This is a genomic window from Pseudomonas sp. 2995-1 (assembly GCF_002742505.1).
Classification (GTDB): domain Bacteria; phylum Pseudomonadota; class Gammaproteobacteria; order Pseudomonadales; family Pseudomonadaceae; genus Aquipseudomonas; species Aquipseudomonas sivasensis.
This window is the reverse complement of the sequence record NZ_LJSA01000317.1, coordinates 1-233: the sequence shown is the minus strand read 5'-3', so window position 1 is coordinate 233 and position 233 is coordinate 1. Positions and strand designations below refer to the sequence as shown.

The window sequence follows — 233 nt, the reverse complement described above, 5'->3', positions numbered from 1 at the left end:
CTTCTTCAGCTGTAGTTACTTCATTTTCAGTTTTATTGAATAGCCTTTGTCTAGATAAAAATGAAGTATGTCTTTTTACTCGTTGCGTCTTAAGTGCACGATGCAAAGGGACAACCCTGTCTAGACTGCATATCACTAATGATACACCTAAAGCAGCAATCATTAACATGTACCACCAAGAAGAATACATATTATGGAGGCCTAATTGAAAATATAATTTACCTAAAATACCG

The 233-nt window shown here is 34.8% G+C and carries 1 protein-coding gene; it reads right to left on the bottom strand.

All coding sequences use genetic code 11. The features are described 5' to 3' along the window. Positions 1–233 (bottom strand): cytochrome c biogenesis protein ResB (locus AOA61_RS06135; protein ID WP_143521193.1); only part of this gene is annotated, 233 nt, incomplete at both ends.